Here is a 20900-nt window from a genome sequence, read left to right as displayed (position 1 = left end):
GAACAGATGAACAATCGCTTACTTGATTTTGGACGTGTTAGCTGTAAGCATATGATGCACATCCTTATTATTGTTCCGCTGCTGCTTGCAGCGCTGTTCGCCTACCAAGCTGGCAATATGTTCGAGTTGACGGCTGGTGCGAGTCGAATTAAAACAGCTTCGAGATACGCAACTACAACCGCGTGCAAAAAAAACACCACTGCCAAAACATTTTCACCCGAGAACGAACCCCTTATCGCCTATGTGCATGCACTCCTGCTCATATACTGGCGTTCCATCACATTATCCGCTCTCCATTCGTCTGTTCGACAACGATTGCGAGATTTACTTATGACTCCTATTAAGTTCACCTCCCATTTTGTTGGGTAGTCTTTTCATTTGGTTTGTAATCTAACAACAAATGAGGAGGCACACAAAATGAACATTAGAGAATCCGATCTGCCCGGCATTGGGCGCAAATACCAAATCATGACCAGAAGCGGTGACAAGTTTGTCATCATCATTCACGATGATGGACGCCGCGAGATGTACCACTTTGATTATGAGGACCCGGACGATAGCATTTCTATGGTAACCCTTGAGGATGAAGAAGCAAGGCAAGTTGCCGCTATTGTCGGAGGTATGACCTATAAGCCGAAAGCTCTTGAAACAATTGAGGTCGCACTTGATGACCTGACAATTGAATGGTACAAGATTGAACCAAATGCAGCATGCATTGGCAGAACAATCGGTGAGGCTAATATCCGTCAGACGACTGGCGCGACCATTATCGCCGCTGTTGAGAAAGAGGCAAAGCATATTAATCCCGGCCCCGACTATATTTTCAAAGCAGATACAACACTCATTGTTGCAGGTGAAAGGCAGCATTTGAAGCTGCTTAAGCTGATGCTGCAAAACGGGAGCCGTTAATTATGGATCACATGGTGCTGGAAATCGGTCTTGCTGTTATACTCATCGCCTTAGTCGGGCTGTTAGCTGCAAAAATTCGTTTTTCCGTCATCCCGTTCTACATTTTAATCGGCATGGCTGTAGGTCCTCATGCGCCACACATTGGCATATTGGACTTCAGGTTTATTCATAGTGGGGAACTAATTGAATTCATGGGACGGCTAGGCGTGCTGTTTCTCCTGTTCTATTTAGGTCTAGAATTTTCTGTGGGTCGATTAATGAAATCGGGACGCTCTATCGCGATAGGCGGAACCATCTATATTGTTATCAATTTCACACTTGGTTTGATATTCGGCTTCGTCAACGGCTTCCCTATCGAGGAAACGATGGTCATGGCCGGCATTACAACGATATCGTCGAGCGCTATCGTGGCGAAAGTGCTTGTCGATTTGAAACGGACGGCTAACCCAGAGACGGAAATGATTCTTGGAATTATTATGTTCGAGGATATTTTCCTCGCAGTTTATATCTCTGTCCTCTCTGGACTCGTGCTCAGCGACTCTTCAACATTAGGCGGTGTACTTCTTTCTGCATCTTATGCATTAGGTTTCATGCTTCTATTCCTGATTATAGGACGGAAAGCAGCTCCGCTTCTAAACAAGATTTTCAATATTCGCTCGAATGAGCTGTTTCTGCTGCTCGTGTTCGGCTTCTTGTTCCTCGTAGCAGGTTTCTCTGAGACGATTCATGTAGCAGAAGCGATTGGCGCTTTGCTAGTTGGCTTAGTACTGGCTGAGACCGTTCACATGAAGCGGATTGAGCATCTCATTTTGCCTTTCCGCGATTTCTTCGGCGCGCTCTTCTTCTTCAGCTTTGGTCTGACCATTGACCCGTTCGCGCTTGGCGGTGCGATGTGGCTGTCCATTGGAGCAGTTGCCGTTACACTGTTTGGTAATTTCATTGCAGGCATGTTCGCCGGAAAAACCGCAGGTTTGTCGCCGAAGGCATCTGCCAATATCGGCCTGACCATCGTATCTCGCGGCGAGTTCTCCATCATTATGGCGAACCTCGGCAAAGCAGGCGGCTTGCTTGATCTGCTGCAGCCATTCGCCGCCTTATACGTACTCATCTTGGCGATCTTAGGACCCCTTCTGACGAAGGAATCGAAGTATGTATTTTATGGCTTAAACAAAATTTTCAGATGGGAAAAGCCAAAGAAAGCTAAAGTACAGACAGGCGAGGATTGATAACCATATAGCAAAGGGCCTGGTCATTATTGACCAGGTCCTTTTTTATTTGCGCAATAACGAGGATGATTAACTTTACCGCAATTATAAGCTTTTATTATAACGGGATTTCATAGCTCTCATTCATTACATGCAATCCTCGAGTTTCTGCCTTATAATCAATATACAATAGGTAAAATATTGAATCTAATTATAATAAATAATGAGGGGAACCATTAATAACATGACTGCATCGCTATTATATATTGAAGATGATATCGAAATTGGAAGCTTTGTTTCTCAGCATTTGCAGGAGCAAGGCTATAAGGTTAAATGGTTGAAAAGCGGTGAGCAGGCACTTGAAGCTGCCGCGGGCTGCAAGCTTGTTATTCTCGATGTCATGCTGCCTGGACTCGATGGCTTTACGATTGGACAGCGGCTTAAGAAGGCTGTGCCGGATATTCCGATTCTTATGCTCTCAGCACGCACCTCCATCGATGATAAGCTGCAGGGTCTCCATTTCGCTGATGACTATTTAACCAAACCTTTTCATCCCGATGAATTAACGGCTCGTATCGAGGTACTTCTTCGCCGATCGGGTGCTCGACTTGCGGAGCCGCTCGTTATAAAGCATCTGCTCGTCTACGAACAGCAAAATCGTGTCGAAAACCGAGATACAGGAGAAGAAATAATGTTAACGGGCAAGCAATTTCACATCTTCAGCTATCTGCTTCGCCATTTGGGACAATTGTTAACGAAGGAACAAATTTACGAGGCTGTCTGGGGAGAATCCTTCATTGAGGGAGATAAAACGTTAATGGTTCATATTCGTTATCTGAGGGAGAAGATCGAACGAAACCCTGCTGCCCCTGAGATCATTGAGACCGTTCGCGGCATCGGCTATCGGGTGCGCGCATGAAGAAGGCAAAACAACGCGCGAGCGGCAGGAGATTTCACGAATCCTTATTATCCCGTTATTTGCTTATCATTTTATTTGCCTTTCTCTTTATCCCGATCATTTTCCCTTTAACTTCTATTATTTATATGCTCATTCAAGAAAATACTCAAACCGCTAGTACAGACTATTTGAAGTATGGCAGCGGAAAAGAACTAACCGAAATGTGGCATTCGCAAGCGGCTCAGCTAACGGAAAGCAATGCAGAACAGATCAACAGCAAGCTTCACGAGCTGAAGGGGAAATATCCTGAAGCCTCTATATTCTGGGTGGACTCTACTGGCTCAACAAAGCTTCAGCTTCCCGTACAAGAACAGCTGCCCAGCCAATGGTCGCCTGCTGATGCGATTCAATTCATGAAGGATAATATCGATAGCGATCCCTTTACCATCGTTTCGTTACTTGGGACAGACCACAAAGGTCCAGCCTTCATGGTCATGCAGATACAGCGATCAGTTATTCAGCTAGAAGCTCCGATCGGCTCGGGGACACCGTTTTATTTGACGTTTCTGTTTATTATGTTCGCCTTATTCTTCCTGCTGTCCTTGCTTTTCTTCAGGCATATTCGCAATCGTCTGCTCAGTCTGCAGGCGGCTATGTCACTGCACAGCGACAACGGTCTTCCTCAGCCCATCCAATTAAAGAAAAATGATGAAATCGGACAGCTGGAAGAAGCCTTTAACCGAATGGTTGAGCAGCTCCGTGAAAGCACCGAACGCGAACGTGCGGAGGAGGAGCTTCGCAAAGAGCTTATTGCAAGCTTATCCCATGATCTTCGGACGCCGCTCACGGTGATGAACAGCCATCTTTACTCGCTGCAAAAGGAACCGTTAAGCTTAAAAGCACAAGCAGCAGTCAAGCAAATGGAGCAAAAAATCACAAGCCTGGACAGCCTCATTGAAAATCTACTTTCCTACACGCTCATGACAAGCGGGCGTTATCCGTTAAATCTAGAGCGACATGATTTACTTCGCTTAGTGAGGGAAAGCGCGGCATTCTGGTATCCCCTTTGGGAACAGTCAGGTATCGTTGCCGAGGTTGAGCTGCCTGACGAGCCGATGCTCCATCATGTAGATAAAGCAGGCTTCCGCCGTGTGCTGAATAACTTATTTCAAAATGTAACGAGGCATGCGAGCAGCGGCAAATATATCGGTATTACAGTCGAAACCTACCACGGGCGCTCCGCTCTCGTTATTAGGGATCACGGCAATGGGCTGGAATCCGCTTCGAATGGCAAGGGCGCTGGAATAGGACTAGCTATTGTCGATTACCTTCTGCAAGAGATGAAATTCGGATGGCAGATGGATAACCAAGCTAGCGGAACTACCGTCTATATTTTTGTAAAATGATCAGGCCTCTTCTTTCAAATTTAAACAAAACTTAAACTTGAGGAGCTCTCGGTTTAACCTTCGTCCGTTAATGTAAGTGTTGAGGTGATTAACGTGAATGAATGGGTTATTGAAACAAGAGGACTCAGCAAGCGTTATAAAGGACGTTATGCAGTATCCAATCTGAATTTGAAAATTGCAAAAGGTGATATCTACGGCTTTCTTGGACCGAACGGCGCTGGAAAGACAACAACCATCCGTATGCTGCTCGGATTAATTCAACCGTCAGGCGGGTCAGTTCATATATTCGGGCAACCCTTGAACAAGGAACGTCTGTCCATCTTGCGCCGAGTCGGCTCACTCGTGGAGTACCCATCGTATTATGGGCATTTAAGCGCCGTCGATAATTTGGAAGCGATTCGCCGTATTCTCGGCTCGCCCGTATCCAAAATCGCTGAGGTGCTGGACATTGTTGGGCTCACCAAGGAAGCGAAGCGGCCCGTAAAAGGCTACTCGCTTGGGATGAAGCAGCGATTAGGCATCGCAAGCGCGCTGCTTGGCAGTCCAGAACTGCTGCTGCTCGACGAGCCAACGAATGGACTCGATCCATCAGGAATATTGGAAATACGCGAATTAATTAAACAAATGCCTAAGCAGCATGGCATAACCGTCCTCATATCCAGCCATTTGTTAAGCGAGGTTGAGCTGACAGCAGGGACAGTCGGCATCATTCGGCAGGGAGAGCTCGTCTTTCAGGATACGATCAGCCACTTGCACGAGCAGGCTCAAGGGCGAATATCGCTTGTCGTCTCCGAGCCGGAGCTGGCTCTAGCAGCCTTACAGCGGCAAGGCGTGGAGGCTATACAAGACGGTCCTTCACTTCTGCTTGAGCATACGGATAACCCTGCCCTTGCACGCATCGTAAAAAATCTTGTTGAGCGCGATCATTCTATTTATAGAGTCGAGGAGAAACGAAAGTCGCTTGAGGATCTCTTCCTGCAAATTGTCGGGGAGGGACAGCAGCTATGATGGTCAAAGCACTTTCAGCCGACTTCTTAAAAATACGCGGCAAGGGTCTTTGGTTACTAATCTTTATTGGACCTATCGGGTTAATAGCGATGCAGGCTCTTAATTTCGGGCTTCGCTATGACTATTTGACTCAAAGATATGCAGGGAGACTGTGGGAGGTTCTGCTGGAGGATATCCAAATGTTTGTCCCCATCTCACTCTTCCTCGGCGTTACTCTCGTTTCGTCACTGCTTGCGAATATTGAGCATAACACGAATGCATGGAAACAGCTTCTCGCTTTGCCAATTTCCAAGGGTTCTGTATTCCGCTCAAAGTTTGTATTAAGTTTTCTTTTGCTTTTCTTATCCTGTACTTTGCTCGTCATAGGTACTATTGCGCTTGGGCTTTCTTTACGATTTGGAATCGACGATATGCCAGTCACCGCGATTTTGAAGCTCAGCTTTCTGCCCTTCTTTGCCGCGCTTCCTGCGCTGGCATTGTTCTTATGGCTTTGCATGACCATTAAAAATCAGGCAATCCCGATTACACTTGGTGTATTAGTCGCCGTTAGCTCCGTATTTACAAGCCTAATATCGAAAGATTGGGCGAGACTGCTGCCCTTAAACTGGCCAATGCTTGGCCTTAGAGACCCGCAGCAAGAGCTGTTCGTTGGTGCAGGCTTTCTACTCGGCTGTATTCTGTGTCTACTCGGCACCTTTCATTTCATCAAAAAGGATGTGAACTGAAATGAATGGATTCCTTCGCCTCGTCGCCGCAGAACGGCTCAAATTAGCCAAAAGCTTTATATGGATACTCATCCCGCTCAGCCCATTGCTTTCACTAGCTATCGGCATGTTAATATCGTTTGATTCGTATGATGCCACATCGGAATCTATGCAATATGCTTTACTCGTTTCTTCGATGGCTTCCTTCCATTCTATGCTGTTTCTGCCTATCTTAACGGGAATTCTCTCCGCTTTCGTATGCAGATACGAGCATGTTGGCGGAGGCTGGAAGCAATTGCTGACACTTCCCGTATCTAGAGTCGGCCTTTATTTAGCAAAATTCAACGTAGTCGCTATGCTGCTTGCCATCACACAGCTGCTGTTTCTTGGAGCTGTCGTCCTTGCGGCGTCTTATCATGGTATTGTTGGCGGACTGCCATGGGAGATGCTTCTGAAGGGAATCGGCAGCGGATGGCTTGCTTGTCTCCCGCTCGCTGCGCTGCAGCTGCTCGTATCTGTGAGCTGGAGCAGCTTCGCCGCTCCGCTTGTCATTAATGTAATGTTCACCCTGCCTAATATGCTCATCGTCAATTCGGAGCGCTTCGCTCCCTTTTATCCTTGGGCGCAGCCGATGCTCGCGATGCTGAGCTTCGGCGAACAGGAGTTTGGCGCGTTTGCGCTTCCATTAGAAACTTTGCTCGTTACGGTCATGGGCAGCTTTGTACTATTTTTTGCAGCTGGCCTGCTTTATTTCACTCGTAAAGAAATATAGGGTACGCGATAGAAAATTACTTGTAGATTTAATTGCTTTGATAAAAATAAGCTGTCCAACCCCCTCGTGAGTGCGGGTTGGGCAGCTTATTTGTTTAGGTGGTCACATGGGCGAGCGTTAACTATTCATCTTCCTCACAACAAAATTAATTGAAACGAACGTCTCCTATTACTGTATCTTTTCTCAGGCAAATACAATACAACGGAAGATTCTCTCGTTCATGTAGACATTATGTCTTAAATCAGTCCATATGTATCGGTTTAAGCGATAATTCAAAAGTCGGGCAGAGTAGTATTTACTTGAAACTCGGTGCATCTGAGGCGCATTGAGTGGTGATGCGATGCATTAAGTCTAGTTTCTAGACCTAATTGTGCGGATTTAGTTTGTTTCGCTCATTTAGATCTAGTTTCTAGATCTATTTTCGTGATAAACGGGCTTTTGAGGCACATTGAGTGGGCACGCGACGTATTAAGTCTAGTTTCTAGATCTATTTGTCCGGATTTGATTTGTTTGGCGCATTTAGATCTAATTTCTAGATCTATTTTCGTGATGTTTATACTTTTTAAGCCTCTCTACAATAAACCGAAAGTATGCCTTCTCACATGTTCCAATAGTATAACGTAACTAATCATTCGAGTGTTGGTGAGGCAGCTACATTGCACTTTCTACAACGTAGCTGCCCCGATAAAGTAACATCCCCTGCTACGTTGCAGTTTCTACAACAGAAACCTCCAAACCCTCCCCAATTCCCTCCTAAAGCGTCGCTTTCTACTGCATTTCTGCAACGTAGCCACTTATTTCGAATCACATGTAAGCTTTCTATTGTATTTACTGCAATGTAGCGAGAATGTTGGCTACGAATTCCGCTAACAGTGGAACAGCGGCGTTTAACACCATTAACTAATGTGTGTCGATTGGGTTGTGTAGGCTTGTAATAGTTAGTTACAAACAGTGGAATCACTGCTCCTGATTCTGGATCGAGCATGCAGGTTGCTTCGTGGAAATAAGTTTTGGAGGTTTTTGAGGAGTTTACTTGTAAAGACAATATGCTACTTTCCCCCGAACAGCTTCACACTGTGTTCTCAGACTACTGTTTCAACTCTTGCAGCAATTTGGATTTAACGAAGCAAGGCACTCCATTCCCTTCCCGATTCGGTACTACAAAAGATAGAACTACTGCTCGATATGCGAAAACGATATGCTTTAGAGGTACGATGCCCTTATACAAGAAGAAGAGGTGCAGAAGCATATGAAGCAGAAGCTATTTTACGTCGTTGTCGCTATAGCGAGCTATTTTGCAGGAGTACTCGCTTATTTAGCCTATTTGTCACTTATCTATGACCAAGGGCTCGGAGGCGATGCAAGCAAGCTAGTCATATGGACGCTGCCGCCATATCTCTTCATTATTCTCCCGTTCTACACCCTGATGTTCCGCTTGCGAAGAGCAGCTATAATGCTGCGTGCTGCCCTCCTTATTGGATTAAGCCTCATTGCAGCGGCATCCGTTCCCTTCCTGATGGGCTTTGGGATATGGCGAATTAGGGATGTTTTTTCACCAGAGTTCGGACTTTTTATGATACTTTTTGCCAGCTCCGCTCTCGTCTTTACGATAGGCTCAATCATAGCTACAAAAGATCGAGGATATATAGTGTTTTTGCTTGCATCCCTAATCATCATCTACGTGCCCATTAACATGTTGACCTCAGAAATTGAGAAAAATAGACCTGTTATCCATCAGATTCCTGAGCAATTTCACGGTACTGTCGTCATCTATTATGGAGATGCTAATTATCCACCCATCCCAAAGGAAAAAGGATATGAAGTCATTAGAATACCGGAAAACGGTATATACAAAACCTCCAGCCTTCGGCCAGTTAGAGGAATTCGGCATACTTTGGTCGATGGGCAAGGTAATAAAATAAAGGACATTTCAATCCCAGGCGAAACGTTCAAAAATAGCTCTGATCCTAAAATCTCGATTAGCGAGTATACGGTACCTTAACGAAATAGGGTCCGCATGAAGACTCATGGGTCACCACATAGGTCCATTTAAAATCCTTATCTACAATGTAGATGTCCTGCTCATCTTCCAGATCCTCCGCGGTTAGTTGAGCTGCATCTTGGATGAACAAGGCAAAATCATGATTCTGATAAAAGACATAACACCCTCTTTTCTCTTCGTTCAGGAATGCTTCCACTGCCTGCTCCTTGCTCAAGCAAGGGGTTTTCCTATAGCTAAAAACATGCCATGAAAACTGCTCAAAATAGATAGCAGCCTTTTCGTCAGCATTCAATTCTCGTGCAAAAACCCGCTCCCACGCAAGCTTTAAATCATCACCCTCCATATCTGCCTCGACAGCACTGATATTTTTGGCTTCGAGCTTGGGTACCAGCTTGATATGCTCTATCCCCACTTTCCGCTCACCGAACAGATATTGCTTAATACACTCCTTCATTTCATCATTTGAATGCTCCAGCAGCTGCAGCAGCGTACTCGCTTGACGAACGATAATATCTGGATCAATCGTGGATTCACTATTCAAAAAACCTTCCGGATATTGTCCGTACTCCCTTGCCTCAACCTTACCGAAATATTCAAAAAAATAATCAAACATATTCTGATCAATGCTTTTATCGATCATCTGCTCGATATGTGCTCGGCTTATTTTATCAACGATAATCAACGGATTTGCTGACCACATATACTCCGTATCCCCTCTGCTCAGATAGTCAGCACGATTCGATTCAATACAGTTAAACGTATAGAAATTCGCCATCCATTGTGAGGAATCCGGGAACGTGACGATAACTGAGGTCTGAGCATCGCTATCTCCCTCCACCAAACTCTCCATAGAAATGCTTATATGTCTCTTTTTTGAGAACATGACTTGTGCCTCCCAATCTAATAGTGATATAATTACAATATTACGTAATTACGTAATACAAAATAAACAAGAGGTGATGTCATTTGACAGCTTCGAGAGATTACGGCACTGAGCTTGATCTGCTTACCAAAGAGATGAACGAGCTCAAACAAATGCTTAATCAAGTCATCAACGCTCGTCCTTCTCAAAAACAACCAAAGACAGTAGAGCATAGTCAGAATCCTATAAATAATGACACTCCAGATGATTTAGGTACCTTATTTTATTCAGGACAATATCGTGGGCACGATGGGCTGCGATGGGAACCTAGGCAAAAGGATATCGGCCATTTACTTGACCTCGATACAGACAAAGTGGCAAAAGTACTCGCTGCACTAGGGAATAAACAACGCTTGGACATTTTATATTCCGTTCTGCAGCAACCGCTCTCCGGCTCTGAAATTGTAGAACAACTAAACTTGGGAACAACGGGGCAGCTTTATCATCATACCAAAGCATTGCTTGGCGCCGATCTTTTAATCCAAGAAGAACGCGGAGGTAAATATTCATTGCCTGCTCATCGTACGCTGCCGCTGCTTCTCCTGTTGACTGCCATTTCTGATCTGCTCGATACGAGCCATTATATGGAGTTGACCGAGGCTAGAAACAACGTAGACGCCTATCTAGGCGAAAATCAAGAGGGGCATGATCCGAATCATCTTTTATGGGCTATCATTAATAACTCGGTGGTAGAGCACCAAGCGGGGTATAGTTCTGAGATTTGTATCGTACTCCATAGTGATGGAAGTATAACCGTTGCCGATAATGGCCGCGGGATTCCTATTCAAGCCTTCCCTCATTCAAAAAAAACACCTGTACAAACCGTTCTTACGGAACTCGGACATTATAATCCGAGCGCATCCGTCGTTGCTAACGAAGGACTCAAAGGTATTAATATGCCTGTCGTAAACGCTTTGTCTGAACGACTTTCCGTAGAAGTTCGTCGGGAAGGGAAAGTATTCCGTCAAGATTTCAAACATGGCATTCCGCAGAATGAGCTGCTGATCATAGGGATTACTAAAGAAACAGGTACCAGCGTTACCTTTAAGCCAAATCCGGACATTTTTAAGAATAATGTTGATAAGGCTCTACTGGCAGAGCGTTTAGCTGCAATAGAAACGGATTTTCCCGGTTTAAGGACTGAAATTCTATAGTATCTTCATCAAACGCTAAGCTGCGTCAAAACGGTGCAGAAGGCGGCGGAATACTTCCATCACCTTCTGCATCAGCTTCTTAGCAGTATTTTATAAATTTCCTAGCATTCAGCTCTATTCAAGATTTAATTGCCATGTGACACCGTATTTATCTGTTTGCCTATAACGGAAACCAATACTATCAGATCAGCATTAAGATTCGGTTTTTCGAAAAAGAAGCTACCATTCCTAAACATGCCGAGACTATTAACATGATTATCACGATTAAAATAGTCTCTTTGTCGGCTATCGTCTTCGAATAGGGGTTAAAAAACAATAAAAGACTGCTTAATAGGATGCATCCCAAAGAGCCTGCCATTGCACTAAAGGAATATTTCATCGGAATGAATAACTTGCTTATCCTTTTACAGTCAAAATAGGCTCAACTTCCGCAACTATATCTGCCATGCCATATTTTATGTGTGTCTCAATGACTGGCGAAATGTCCTTATACGCGTAAGGCGCTTCTTTCTTCAGTTCCTCTTCCCATTTCTTAACAATATCCGTTCGTCCCTTTAGATCATGGCGTTTCGGGTCGATCGGGGTGATTACTCTAAACTTCGCTACAAACGCTCGAAACTGTTCATCATCAACTCGTAGAGAGTCTCCTCTTGATAATCGACGGCCTGCGCCGTGGCTTGCACTAAAGAGGCTGCTCCGATTGCCGAGCCCTGCAAGGATGAAGCTGCTAGCGCCCATAGAACCAGGAATAAATACAGGCTCTCCCGTATACTGAAACGGTGTGTTTGCCATTTGCTCCGCCGACTTTGCCGTGCATGAACCTTTGCGGTGCAGATATCCTAATTGTCCATCTATGTTCTCCTGCCAGAGATAATTATGAGGTGCATCGTAGAGTAATTTGTAGTCAAAGTCTCCAACTTCCTTTTGCAGTGCTTTTTTCATCATGAGGCCTAGAAATAATCGATTCCCGAAGGCAAAATTAGCCGCGTTATGAAGCAAGGACCAGAATCTTCCCCATTCATTGGCATACCGTTCCGATTGTGGCAGCACATAGATACCGTTATCAGGACGGGGCAGCGTTTTCGGGTAAAGCCCCATCAACATCTCTTTGAATCTCCCGCCGCTATGATGACCGACCGACACGGAGCCCGTATGAATCATTACAACGACCTGACCGACCTTAAGCCCCCATTCTCTTGCAATCGCACCGTTTTTTATGGACTTTATCCTCTGAACCTCTACAAAATGATTGCCACCGCCAATTGACCCAATTTGGTCATCATAGCCAACCTCACGACTACCGATAAACGATTCTAACCCTTCTGCTTGCTCTGTTTTAAAAGAACCTCGTGCATTGACCCGTTTTAGATCTTCTTCTTGTTGGGCAGAATCATACGCGTCCCAGATTCCTTTCTTGTTCATAGTTCCGTGTGTCGCTAGCAAACCCTCTAACCCTTCTTTAAGCAGAGCTTCACGCTGAACGGATGTCATCGGAATGTTGCGCCCTCCCTCAAAAAACAGATGGCGTATCGTTTTCTCCAGAGACTCCAAGTTTCCGCGGATATCTTCTTCTACAAGACTTGTAGTATATAGACGCATCCCACAGTTAATATCGTTCCCAATCGCTTGCGGCAGTACAAATCCTTTGGTTAACATCGTCGTACCAATCGGAATGCCGCTTCCTTTGTGAAAATCAGGTGTAATCGCTATTTCTGAAAGCTCGGGCGTGACATCTGCAAACATCCCTGGATCAGCATCGATTAACCTTTCAATCGTTTGCCTAACTTGTAACAGAGATGAAAGCTCTTCGAGCGCATTTTTCTCCACTGGTACTTCATCACTCAGAAAAAACGAAACGTGTTCCAAACCTTCAAATGAACTATTTTTCAATCTATCCCATCCTTCTTGTTTTTAAAATCATTGCTAATCCATATCATTTATCGTTATACATCGTTAGCGTCATAAAATAATAACCATGTTAATGTTGCAGCTAGTAATCCTATTCGTATCATTAAACTTTTACAGTTTTAGAGTTGAACCGCCGTAGTTGAGATCGTTAATTTATAAGAGATGCCGAGGTGGTGGTATTTGATGGTGACGGTTTCGATCGTTGTTGTATGACCAATTGTAAGGGCAAAAATAAGATCCGCCTGTGTGGCTTTGCCGCTATTCACTTTGTCCATTTGTTCTTGCGGGGATGATCCTGTTGGAAGGGTTACCTCATCAAGCGCTTTAAACGTGTAATTTCGTTCTTCCGTCCCTTCGAAGCGGTCTGATATAATAAATCCTTTCGAATGATTGCTTACTTGCATTTTCACCCGAGCTGGGGCAGCGTTAACATTTACAAACACCTCTTCGATTTCAATTGCTCCGTAGTAACCTTCATTACCAACACTAACTAAGACGACCTGCCTATCGTTTGAAGAAGCGCTTGCGCCTGCGGATAAAGGAGGATTGGTTTTCAAATAAATATAGGCTCCAGCAATGATAAGGACGATACAACCGAGCACTACAATGATTTTCTGCAAAAGAGATCACTCCTTTGTAAGCTTCTCTCGTGTCTCGCTAAGACGTTCCTTCGCATTTGTAAGATCTAGCGGTTCCACCCATGCAAACCCATCCGAATCGTAACGCGGAAACACATGCATATGATAATGCGTCAAATCATTAAATTTGCCGCCATTCTGAATAACCGTTATACCATCTGGCTGAAAATGCTTCTTTAATAACCGCGTCATCATCGCAGATGCTTTCATAATCTCATTTGCCGTCATTTCATCTAAGTCATCAACATCAAGGTAATGCTGCTTGGGGAGTATGAGCATATGCCCTTCATTTAATGGCTCTATATCTAGAAAACAAGTCACCAACTCATTCTCATATATGATATGTGTATCAATCAAATGATTGGCAAGCTGACAACCGAGACAGTGGTTTTCATTCATTGTTGGCTCCTCCTCTACTCTCGCTTCATGGAAATAGATAATGGATATCACGAATTCACTCATTTTCCACTATTTATAATTTATCATTTTATTTAGAAGTAATCGACAAGGTTTTTCGAGCTAGCTGTTTTTCAAGCCTTTCAATATTAGTCTAGCAGGGTGATGAACTGTGTTTCTGCAAAGTCTCCTCCATTTCTAGCCTAATGTCAGGTTTCTATTGGATCGTCTACACTAAGTTCGATAGATCTATTAAGTAAAGAAAATCACAATTATCACATAGAATGTTACAAAAAAATTCTACAAATGGGAATATAGTACTATTTATATACTATCTCATTAGGAGAGACAACAAATGCCGAATTACTATTTCAAAGAAATATGGTCTCCATTGAAAATGATTGGGATTCGTTTTTACCGTGATGACGAAGACCAAGTGTGGATCAAAACGTGGTCTAAGCCAAGACGACGTCTGAAAAGAGATTAGTCAACCATATAGTTCTGCATTTTTTATTTGAAGTAAAAAAGACCATTTCGAGGTTCTTCTCGAGAAGGTCTTTTTTGTACTATGTTGCTGCGCAGTATGTTCCAAATGCGAAGTTATATATTTTACATACGAGCTTCTTAGTCCAATTCATTTGAAAATCTCCTAAATTTCTACATTCTAATTTCGACTTACTTTTTAACAATTTAATGTTAATGTAGTCATTAATAAATTCAGAAAGGTGGAGGTGAAATGAAGAAATTCGATTTTTTATTAAATGAAATTCTTGGCGAACGGGAACCCGTTCATGATGTAGAATGCTCAGTCTGTGGGGACTTTGAAACATATTTCAGATACCCAAAACGAAAGAGAATATCGGACGAGCATGCGAACATTGCATTTACGTGCAAAAATTCTAGTCGATGTAACAAGTTCCAAGTTTGTGTTGCGTAATATGATCCAAATGCGAAGTTATATATTTTACATACGAACTTCTTAGTCCAATTCATTTGAAAACCCCCTAAATTTCTACATTCTAATTTCGACGTACTTTTCAACAATTTACTGTTAATGTAGTCATTAATAAATTCAGAAAGGTGGAGGTAAAATGAAGAAATTCGATTTTTTATTAGATGAAATTCTTGGCGAACGGGAACCCGTTCATGATGTAGAATGCTCAGTCTGTGGAGACTTTGAAACGTATTTCAGACACCCAACAACGAAAGAAAATATCGGACGAGCATGCGAACATTGCATTTACGTGCAAAAATTCTAGTCGATGTAACAAGTTCCAAGTTTGTGTTGCGTAATATGATCCTACTCTGCTAGTGTGCAATATTCCACTGTTAACTTTCTAAAATCGTTAATTTAAGAAACGACCACTTACTTTATACTGAATTCTTTAACCAATTTATTTAAAGTTGTTCTTGTATCCATTGCTTCTTTTCTTGTTATATAAGGTGTATTGAATTTATTTCCGTGTACAATATTTCTTAACTCTCGAACTTTATGCATTATGGCTTTTTGATTAGAGTTAATATGTCCTGCACTTTCAGCCTGATTTATCATTGTATTAAACGTGTCAGTACTTAAAGGATAATAGAACTTTGCAAACAACAGACCTTCGAATACAGCTCCACACATTAATGCGAATGAAAGCCACGCACCTTGGTCAAAGTTTTTTTCAGCCTCTTCATAAAACATACCTAGCCTAATTCGAAGTTCTTCATCAGTTATCCAAGGAAATAGAAGACTATAATCTCTAATACCGTGGTAGTGTAGTTCTATCAGTATATATAAAAAAGGTTTGTCGATCTGGCTTACTTTTGACGCAATTATTGCATTGGTCCCATCAATTCTATCTTCACCACTAGATGAGCCTACAACCCCGTCTAATTGTATTGTAAAGTACTCCACTGAATAGGCAGGCAAAAGAGGGATATGGAAATGCCAAAGATAAGGATACTCACTGGTGGTATCGGGATTTGTTATGCATTTCAAACTTAATTGATCCACTTCAAAAAGCGTTGATTTCATATATTTCAGCCTCCTTACAAGATAAAAATTAATAATAACAAAAATTAACTCATATGAAAAGAATTTCAACCAAACTGTGTAATTCTCAGTATCCACCGATTGTGTAATATGTTCCTATTACAGAATTTGATTCTTTTCAAGCTGTAAGGAAACTTTCTTTCTGCTTAATTTACTGACTAATTGTCTTCCTAATTTAATGCTAGGCATTTCGATAAAATGATAAGAAAGACTTGAAATAATAAAAGTTAGAACTATTGATATTGTCAAAAGAATCAATATGTTTATATGCGTTGAAAAGACTGAGTGAATGACCAAAAAGATGAACAAATGATAAAGGTAAAGGCTGTAAGAGATTTTTCCAATATATAAAATTGGTCGTAAATTTAAAAAAGTTGATAGCTGCTTTAAACTTAGTGATGCAATAATAATTAACCCACCGCTAAGCCCTACTCCCCAATCTGAAATGTACTCAGTTAATAAACTTTTATTTAAATAACTTCCGTAAGCAAATATTGTTAAACTAGCTAAAACTAACAAGATGCGAGCAATCTTTTTTAATGAAATAAACATTTTTTTTAGTAAATCTAATTTCTTGGCTATTAAGGAGCCAATAATAAAACTGGAAATGTAATGTAGTGTTGAAAAATAATTTGTTAGTTCATCCACCCGGTCAATAAATACAAGATGTAATGTTACACCTAAAATAGAGAGTAAAAGTCCAATTGTAAAATTTACTTTCCAATCAAATCGAATAATCATTAGAATTAATACGGGGAAAATAAGTGAAATTCTCATTTCATGTACTAATGACCATACGACCGGATTTATTGTTGACTGATCAAAAGTCCCAATCAACAATACATGATTGAGGATATTGTTAAATGTCAAATCCGCTCCCCAAACCCCAGCAATTTCTCCCTCGCCAAATACAATACGCATACTTAACGCAATCGAAATTGCTATGATGTAAGGAATCCATATCCTACAAATTCTTTTTATCATAAAGACTGAGTATATTTGATTACCTTTTAAGAATGGTAATGTTAAAACAAAACCACTTAAAACAAAGAATAAAATCACTGATTGATGCCCAGCCCAAAAAATCCTTAACGGACTTCTTTGTACTATAGGATTAAGGTAGTCCCATATCATAAAAACATTTAATGCGTGCATAATCATAACTATGACAGATGCTATTCCTCTTAGTGAATCTAATTCTTCGTATCTACCATTATTTCTTTGCACCATTTTTCCTCCATTACATTATTTTACTCTTCAATTGTATCAAAAAAAATAATGGTTTAATATAGACCGCTGCAAAAGTCCATTTTTTTCCAGAACAACAAAAGAGTTTAAAAAAACGAGCCTCTAGAATCGCTTCTAAGGCTCGTTTCGCCTTCAGGGAGAGATATTTATACCCCCTAAATTCTTTATTTTTCACAAACACTACCTTTTGTAGCGGTCTCTTAATAGGAGGAGTTTTTTCCTAACATTCTGCTAACCAATCTATTATAGTAGCAGCAATTACAGCAGTTTTGTTCTTTATTCTTATTCTATTCCCAGAAGACCAAACTAAACTATCGACCCACAAGTCAGTGGCATTATTTGACCTACCAGTCAAGTCACAAAAAATAGGTACAGATCCTAGTCCATGAGGGAAATCTACTACACCTGTTCCAGCCAACATAGTAACGGAACCTCTGCTTCGAGTTTAATAACCTATATTACCTTCGATAATATAATCTACGTAGGAACCTCCTTCCATTTTCATACTAAAGCCATTGTTTAAATTGTTTATAATTTCGTTGTTTTTTAAAGTAACACTTCCCATCGATGCTGTTAAAGCAACAGTAGCTTGAATCCAAATACCTCTTGAGTTTATATTAGAATCCGATGCCATTAAAATAAAATTATCAGATATAATCACATTTGTATTGCCATACAAATTATCCTGTAAAATGGAATATAATATCCCTGCTTTTATTTCTGTTGTGTTTTTATTTGGTTCAATAACGTTGTTATTATTAACCTTTATTACAGCCTTAATTCCACTAAAAAAATACCGTTTTGTTGTGTTTTTTCAACAATATTATCCGAAATGATAATAGTTTCGCTCTGAGAAGTTGAAATTCCATGTGTTGTGCCATTAATAATATTTCCTGAAATAATAACATTCTTCCCTGATACAATCATAATTCCATCATAATTGGTACCTGCTGAATCTAAACCTTTTAAAATATTATTTGTAACAATAATATTCTCAAAACCAATGGCTTTTTGAGCAGAACCGCCTTCACATTGAATTGCTCCTAGTCTATTACTGGAGTTCGAACCAGAACAAGGTCTTTCTATTATGTTACCTGAGATAATACAGTCTGTACCTTTATATTCCGTGGTTCCCCCTATAACTATATTGTCACCAGTGACATTGTATATATAATTATTGAGTATTTTGATTCTTTTGTTACCTGGTTTTGCTGGATAATAAATCAATATCGCAGAACTTGTAATTCCATTTAAATCGCTAATAATTTAACAATTTTGTACAGTAATATCCGTACCATTGGCAATAGATATTACATGTGATTTGTTATTTTTTAATACTACATTTTCTATAATTATATTTTCATTTTGACTGTTATTTAACTCTAAAAATCTCCCGTTGACACTCCCTGTAACATTTGCACCATTGCCATCAACTGTTCCGTTGGCTATTACTATATTTTTCAAAATGGTTTCATCAGTGCTAAAAATGTGGAAGTCTAGTCCATTAGCTCTCTTAATATTACATCCGTTCAAATCAATAAACATATTAGACTTGATTTTAATAGTATTGTTAAGTTCAATGTCTTTGTTTGGGAAAATAACTTTATATATTTTCTTCCCACTAATTGTGCTGTTTATTTTACTTATTGCATCAGCAACGGCATCTTGATAAGTATTCCCTACTGTCTTATAATTTTCAATGTTTATTGTCCAATATCCGCTAACTATGCAATATGCTGGCCGACTAATTCTGCTATACATTGATCGTTTTGTGCAGCATAGCAGTTCATACGGGAGCAGCTGCCTTCAAATTGAAATAACCTACCTAGAACTGCCTAAATAAATATGTGTCTATGGAGTTTAGCAAGCAGTGTTTAGTTAGTTACACGTGGCGGTACTCCCTAACAAACAATCAAAGGCTGCCGATTCCTAAGCATCGGCAGCCATCTCAAACCCAAACTATCTATTCCCAAACTGAGCCTGGTGCAAGCGGCTGTAGATACCGCCCGCCGTAACAAGCTCTTCATGGCGGCCTTGCTCGCTAATGCCCTCTTCCGTAACGACGACGATACGATCGGCGTTCTTGATCGTAGCCAGTCGATGCGCGATAACTAGTGTTGTCCGACCTACGGACAGCTCAGCTAGCGACTGCTGAATTGCCGCTTCTGTTTCGGTGTCAAGCGCTGAAGTCGCTTCATCGAGAATAAGAATTGGCGGGTTTTTGAGGAACATCCGCGCAATGGCAAGCCGTTGCTTCTGTCCGCCAGACAGCTTCACGCCTCGTTCACCGACTACCGTTTCCAGCCCTTGCGGCTGAGCGTGGATGAACTCCTCTAGCTTCGCTCTGCGCGCAGCTTCCCAAATATCTTTATCCGATGCGCCTAGCTTGCCGTAACTGATATTTTCCCTAATCGTACCCGCGAACAGGAACACGTCCTGCTGTACGATTCCGATTTGCTTCCGCAGTGATTCCAGCTTCAAATCACGAACATCATAACCATCGACGGAGATGCCTCCGCCATTGATTTCATAGAAGCGCGGCAGCAAGCTGCAAAGCGTCGTTTTACCTGCGCCGGAAGGTCCCACGAATGCAATCGTCTCGCCTGCACGGATCGTGAGATTAATATTTTGAAGCACCTTCGCTTCGCCCTCATAACCAAACGTAACATTACGATAGTCAATATTTCCGCGTAATCGATCAACTTCCACAGCATCCGGTTTATCCGCAACGTCAGGCGCTGTCTCCAGCAGCTGGACATAACGTTTGAATCCGGCAATGCCTTTTGGATAACTCTCGATCACCGCATTGATTTTTTCGATCGGCTTAAAGAAAATGTTCGTCAGCAAAACAAAGCTCACAAACTCGCCGTACTTCAATTCTCCCTTAATAACAAACCAGGTGCCTGCAATCAACACGAATACAGAAACCAGTCTCATCAGCATGTAAGTGATCGAAGAGTTCAAACCAATAATTTTGTACGATATAAGCTTAGCTTCACGGAAACGCAGGTTATTCACCTTGAACAGCTTCTTCTCATGGCTTTCGTTCGAGAAGGCTTGAACAACACGAATGCCGCCAACCGTATCCTCAACACGCGCGTTAAAATCAGCCATATCCGAAAACAAACGATTAGCCGCTTTCGTCATTTTGCCATTGAACATCAGAACGAGCCAGATGATAATAGGAACAATAACAAAGGTAAGAATAGCTAGCTTCACATTAATAAAGGCCATAATACCGAATGCTCCAATTAACGTCATTGCAGCAATGAACATGTCCTCCGGTCCATGATGGGCAACCTCGCCGATCTCGAACAAATCATTCGTAAGTCGCGAGATCAGATGCCCCGTCTTCGTATTATCGAAGAAACGGAAGGAAAGCTTCTGCACATGATCGAACAGCTTCTTCCGCATATCTGTCTCAATATTAATACCAAGCATATGCCCCCAGTAGGTGACCACATAGGATAAAAACGTATTAATAATATAAATCAACAGCAAGATCGCACAAGCTGTAACGATAAGTCCCCAGTTCTCGTCCGGCAACAGCGTATCTATTACATAACTGACCGCCAAGGGGAAGCACAGCTCAAGAATCGCCAGCAGCACCGCACAACAGAAATCGAGCATAAACAGCTTTTTGTAAGGCTTATAGTAGGAAAAAAATCGTAAAAGCATCATTAACTCCTTCT

The 20900-nt window shown here is 41.9% G+C and carries 21 protein-coding genes; 12 read left to right on the top strand and 9 right to left on the bottom strand.

Annotated elements, in window-relative coordinates; translation table 11 throughout:
* The first annotated feature begins 6 nt into the window (after positions 1-6).
* The 9 genes from AC0YN6_RS19360 (at position 7) to AC0YN6_RS19320 (ending at position 8904) form a co-directional block, all read left to right on the top strand.
* Positions 7-369, top strand: coding sequence for a hypothetical protein (locus AC0YN6_RS19360; protein ID WP_475748798.1), 363 nt, complete (start codon positions 7-9; stop codon positions 367-369).
* A gap of 48 nt (positions 370-417) precedes the next feature.
* Positions 418-909, top strand: a complete 492-nt coding sequence (locus AC0YN6_RS19355; protein WP_475748797.1) for a cation:proton antiporter regulatory subunit — start codon at positions 418-420, stop codon at positions 907-909.
* Positions 910-911: 2 nt separating this feature from the next.
* A complete protein-coding gene (locus AC0YN6_RS19350; protein ID WP_475748796.1) occupies positions 912-2135 on the top strand; it encodes a cation:proton antiporter in 1224 nt (407 codons plus the stop codon).
* A 223-nt stretch (positions 2136-2358) separates the two neighbouring features.
* Positions 2359-3033 (top strand): response regulator transcription factor, encoded by a 675-nt coding sequence (locus AC0YN6_RS19345; RefSeq protein WP_475748795.1) that lies wholly within the window; start codon positions 2359-2361, stop codon positions 3031-3033.
* The gene (locus tag AC0YN6_RS19340; RefSeq protein ID WP_475748794.1) at positions 3030-4418 is read left to right on the top strand and encodes a HAMP domain-containing sensor histidine kinase; all 1389 of its coding nucleotides are present in this window, start codon (positions 3030-3032) and stop codon (positions 4416-4418) included. Before AC0YN6_RS19345 ends, AC0YN6_RS19340 begins: the two co-directional genes overlap by 4 nt.
* Before the next feature lie 93 nt (positions 4419-4511).
* Positions 4512-5426 (top strand): ATP-binding cassette domain-containing protein, encoded by a 915-nt coding sequence (locus tag AC0YN6_RS19335; protein WP_475748793.1) that lies wholly within the window; start codon positions 4512-4514, stop codon positions 5424-5426.
* Positions 5423-6151, top strand: a complete 729-nt coding sequence (locus tag AC0YN6_RS19330; protein ID WP_475748792.1) for an ABC transporter permease — start codon at positions 5423-5425, stop codon at positions 6149-6151. The genes AC0YN6_RS19335 and AC0YN6_RS19330 overlap by 4 nt, the downstream gene beginning before the upstream one ends.
* A 1-nt stretch (position 6152) precedes the next feature.
* Complete coding sequence (locus AC0YN6_RS19325) at positions 6153-6902, top strand: ABC transporter permease (protein ID WP_475748791.1); 750 nt, start codon at positions 6153-6155, stop codon at positions 6900-6902.
* Between the two features lie 1249 nt (positions 6903-8151).
* Entirely contained in the window at positions 8152-8904 is a 753-nt protein-coding gene (locus AC0YN6_RS19320) for a DUF6843 domain-containing protein (RefSeq protein ID WP_475748789.1), read from the top strand.
* On the opposite strand, the gene AC0YN6_RS19315 is transcribed toward AC0YN6_RS19320, so the two are convergent.
* Entirely contained in the window at positions 8882-9787 is a 906-nt protein-coding gene (locus AC0YN6_RS19315) for a DUF4275 family protein (protein WP_475748788.1), read from the bottom strand. The two genes, AC0YN6_RS19320 and AC0YN6_RS19315, sit on opposite strands and share 23 nt — an antisense overlap.
* A gap of 83 nt (positions 9788-9870) precedes the next feature.
* Here AC0YN6_RS19315 and AC0YN6_RS19310 point away from each other — a divergent pair, with 83 nt between their 5' ends.
* Entirely contained in the window at positions 9871-10980 is a 1110-nt protein-coding gene (locus AC0YN6_RS19310; protein WP_475748787.1) for an ATP-binding protein, read from the top strand.
* Between the two features lie 396 nt (positions 10981-11376).
* On the opposite strand, the gene AC0YN6_RS19305 is transcribed toward AC0YN6_RS19310, so the two are convergent.
* The 3 genes from AC0YN6_RS19305 to AC0YN6_RS19295 all read right to left on the bottom strand — a co-directional run bounded on the left by AC0YN6_RS19305 (position 11377) and on the right by AC0YN6_RS19295 (position 13925).
* Complete coding sequence (locus tag AC0YN6_RS19305) at positions 11377-12870, bottom strand: RtcB family protein (RefSeq protein WP_475748786.1); 1494 nt, start codon at positions 12868-12870, stop codon at positions 11377-11379.
* Positions 12871-13007: 137 nt separating this feature from the next.
* Positions 13008-13508, bottom strand: coding sequence for a hypothetical protein (locus AC0YN6_RS19300; RefSeq protein ID WP_475748785.1), 501 nt, complete (start codon positions 13506-13508; stop codon positions 13008-13010).
* 6 nt (positions 13509-13514) lie between these two features.
* The gene (locus AC0YN6_RS19295; RefSeq protein ID WP_475748784.1) at positions 13515-13925 is read right to left on the bottom strand and encodes an HIT family protein; all 411 of its coding nucleotides are present in this window, start codon (positions 13923-13925) and stop codon (positions 13515-13517) included.
* Between the two features lie 352 nt (positions 13926-14277).
* On the opposite strand from AC0YN6_RS19295, the gene AC0YN6_RS19290 reads away from it, so the two are divergent.
* The gene (locus tag AC0YN6_RS19290) at positions 14278-14409 is read left to right on the top strand and encodes a hypothetical protein (RefSeq protein WP_475748783.1); all 132 of its coding nucleotides are present in this window, start codon (positions 14278-14280) and stop codon (positions 14407-14409) included.
* Positions 14410-15013: 604 nt separating this feature from the next.
* Positions 15014-15181: an acyltransferase gene (locus AC0YN6_RS19285; RefSeq protein WP_475748782.1), complete on the top strand. Its 168-nt coding sequence runs from the start codon at positions 15014-15016 to the stop codon at positions 15179-15181.
* A 107-nt stretch (positions 15182-15288) separates the two neighbouring features.
* Here AC0YN6_RS19285 and AC0YN6_RS19280 read toward each other — a convergent pair whose 3' ends face one another.
* From AC0YN6_RS19280 to AC0YN6_RS19260, 5 genes are all read right to left on the bottom strand, one after another.
* Positions 15289-15942 (bottom strand): DUF4145 domain-containing protein, encoded by a 654-nt coding sequence (locus tag AC0YN6_RS19280; protein ID WP_475748781.1) that lies wholly within the window; start codon positions 15940-15942, stop codon positions 15289-15291.
* Positions 15943-16059: 117 nt separating this feature from the next.
* Complete coding sequence (locus AC0YN6_RS19275) at positions 16060-17190, bottom strand: acyltransferase family protein (RefSeq protein WP_475748780.1); 1131 nt, start codon at positions 17188-17190, stop codon at positions 16060-16062.
* A 786-nt stretch (positions 17191-17976) separates the two neighbouring features.
* Positions 17977-18435, bottom strand: a complete 459-nt coding sequence (locus AC0YN6_RS19270) for a right-handed parallel beta-helix repeat-containing protein (protein WP_475748779.1) — start codon at positions 18433-18435, stop codon at positions 17977-17979.
* A gap of 39 nt (positions 18436-18474) precedes the next feature.
* On the bottom strand, positions 18475-18969 hold the full coding sequence (locus AC0YN6_RS19265) for a hypothetical protein (RefSeq protein ID WP_475748777.1): 495 nt from the start codon (positions 18967-18969) through the stop codon (positions 18475-18477).
* 198 nt (positions 18970-19167) lie between these two features.
* Positions 19168-20886, bottom strand: a complete 1719-nt coding sequence (locus AC0YN6_RS19260) for an ABC transporter ATP-binding protein (protein ID WP_475748856.1) — start codon at positions 20884-20886, stop codon at positions 19168-19170.
* Between the last annotated feature and the right edge of the window lie 14 nt (positions 20887-20900).

The sequence above is a fragment of the Paenibacillus sp. J22P15 genome (genome assembly GCF_056269345.1).
Note: the sequence above shows the minus strand (reverse complement) of the source record. Positions and strands in the feature narration are given on the sequence as shown.